At 75.8% G+C, this 2,295-nt stretch carries 1 protein-coding gene; it reads right to left on the bottom strand.

The annotated features are described in order from the left end of the window. Positions 1–5 precede the first annotated feature (5 nt). Positions 6–2,108, bottom strand: a complete 2,103-nt coding sequence (locus ACFWEP_RS34155; RefSeq protein ID WP_387376126.1) for a sel1 repeat family protein — start codon at positions 2,106–2,108, stop codon at positions 6–8. Positions 2,109–2,295: the final 187 nt, after the last annotated feature.

A 2,295-nucleotide genomic window follows, 5' to 3' on the forward strand; every position in this document is an offset into this window, starting at 1 on the left:
CCCGCTCACGCCGTGAGCTCCTGGTGCAGCGCCTCTTGGAGGCGGGCGGCGCGCTCGGCGACCTCGGCGGGGCCCAGCTCGACCGCGCGGGCGCACCAGCGCTGCCCCTCGGTGAGTTCGCCCCGACGGGCGGCGAGCAGCGCGAGCCGGAGCGCCGCCCGGCCGTGGCCGTCGTTGGCGGCGCGGCTCCACCACAGAGCCGCCTCGCGCTCACTGCCCTCGCGGGCCAGCAGCAGCCCGAGGTTGAAGGCGCCGTTGCGACTTCCCGCCTCGGCGGCCTCGCGGTACCAGCGCGCCGCGCTCTCCACGTCCCCTCGCGCGGAGCAGAGCATGCCGACCCTGACCTGGGCGCGGCGGTGCCCCTGCTCGGCGGCGCGCTCGTACCACTCCTCGCACTCCGTCTTCTCCGGCATCGGCTCGCCGAGGACCGGCGTCGCGCGCGGCGGGCGGCGCGCGTCGAGCACTCCGGCCAGCCGGAACGCGGCTTCGGCGCTGCCCCCGCCCGCGGCGGTGCGCAGATGGCGTTCGGCCTCCTGGTCCTCGCCCTGGCGGAGCAGCGCCATGGCGACCTGGAGCGCCGCGTCGGTGTGACCGGCGGATGCCGCGCGCTTGTACCAGCCCAGCGCCGCGAGTTCCTCGTCCCTGCCGGTGTGCAGGATGCCGAGATTGAAGGCGGCGTCCACGCTGCCCGCCTCGGCCGCCTTGGAGAACCAGGGCTCGGCACCCGTCGCGTCGCCGGCCTGCAGGAGCAGCACGGCGAGCGCGTTGGACGCCTCACGGTGGCCCGCGTAGGCGGCCCGGCGGTACCACTGCTCGGCTTGCGGGGTGCGGTCCTGGGCGGCGCAGAGCAGCCCGAGGTTGTACGCGCCGTTCACGTCGCCCGCGTCCAGGGCGGCCCGGTACCACCGCTCGGCGGTCTGCGGCTCGCCCCGGTCGGCGTGCAGGGCGCCGAGCGCGTTGGCGGCGTTGCCGTCGCCCTCCTGGGCGGCCCGGAGCCACCACACGGCGGCGCTCTCCACGTCGCCGACGTCCCGCAGCAGGAAGGCGAGGGCGCAGGCCGCGCGCGCCTCGCCGGCCCGCGCGGAGGTGAGGTACCAGCGCCCGGCCTCCTTGAGCTCGCCACGCCGCTCCAGTATGGCGCCGAGGTGCAGCGCGGCACGGCGGTGGCCCCGGGCCGCCGCCTGCCGGTACCACTGCTCGGCTTCGCCGACGCGGCCCTCGGCGGGGCCCGCGACCGGGCCGTCGCCGGTGGCGCGGGCGGGTCCGGGAGCGGGCTCCACGGCCTCGACGGGCAGCCGCCCGAGCCCGAAGGCCTGGTGCGGGTCCTCGACGGCGTTGCGCTCGATGGTCCTGGCGAGGCGGTACGCGGCCTCCCGGTGGCCCTGCTCGGCGGCGGCACGCAGCCAGCGCTCGGCGCCGACGTCGCTGCGGTGCTCCAGCAGGTCCGCGAGGGCGTAGGCGCCCAGCGCGTGGCCCTGTTCGGCGGACTGGCGCAGCCAGTACTCGGCACCCGGCTCGTCGCCCCGCTCGCGCAGGTGCCGGCCGAGCGCGTGCGCGGCGGACGCGGAGCCCGCGACTGCCGCGATGCGCCACCAGCCGGCCGCCTCGTCCGGGTATCCGCGCTGGTGCAGCAGGACGCCGAGGTTGTTGGCGGCGGCCCGGTCGCCGTCGGCGGTGGCCCCGCGCAGATAGGGTTCGGCGTCGTCGAGTTCTCCCCGGCGCAGCAGCAGCGCGCCGACGACGCTCATCGCGGCGGTGTCGCCCGCGTCGGCGGCACGCCGGTGGCGTTCCTCTTCCTCGGTGGTCTCGGCGCTCCCCGAGGCGCCGATCGCGTCGGCGATGTCCCCGGCGTCGGCCACCCCGGCCGTGTAAGAGGACCCGGCGGCGGTGTCCGCGTCTCCTGGGCTGACTGGCGTGACCGTGCCCCCCGTCGTCTCGGTGGCCCCGGTGGTGAAGTCGTCGCTGGTCACGGCCTGCTCGGCGGCCCCCGCCGCCCCGTCGGTCACCGCGGACGACGCCGCGACCGGCGCCCGCTCCGGGCCCGGTGTCCGCCGTTGCACAAACCGCCCTGTCTCCAACAGAGTTGCCCTGTCCCCCATAAATACCATCGTCGCACCACCTGTAACCCGCGTACACCTGGTATATCGCGGACAGTGAGGTCACTTCAGCGTTTTGTCGACATGCCCACAGAGAGACAAGTCAAACACGACCCCGGGCAACTGGTGCCCCGCAAACCGCACTTCACGCCCATTCTCCGAGGACACCACGACATGACGAAGGCCCGGATCCATTGGA

The sequence above is a fragment of the Streptomyces sp. NPDC060198 genome (assembly GCF_042728415.1).
GTDB lineage: Bacteria > Actinomycetota > Actinomycetes > Streptomycetales > Streptomycetaceae > Streptomyces.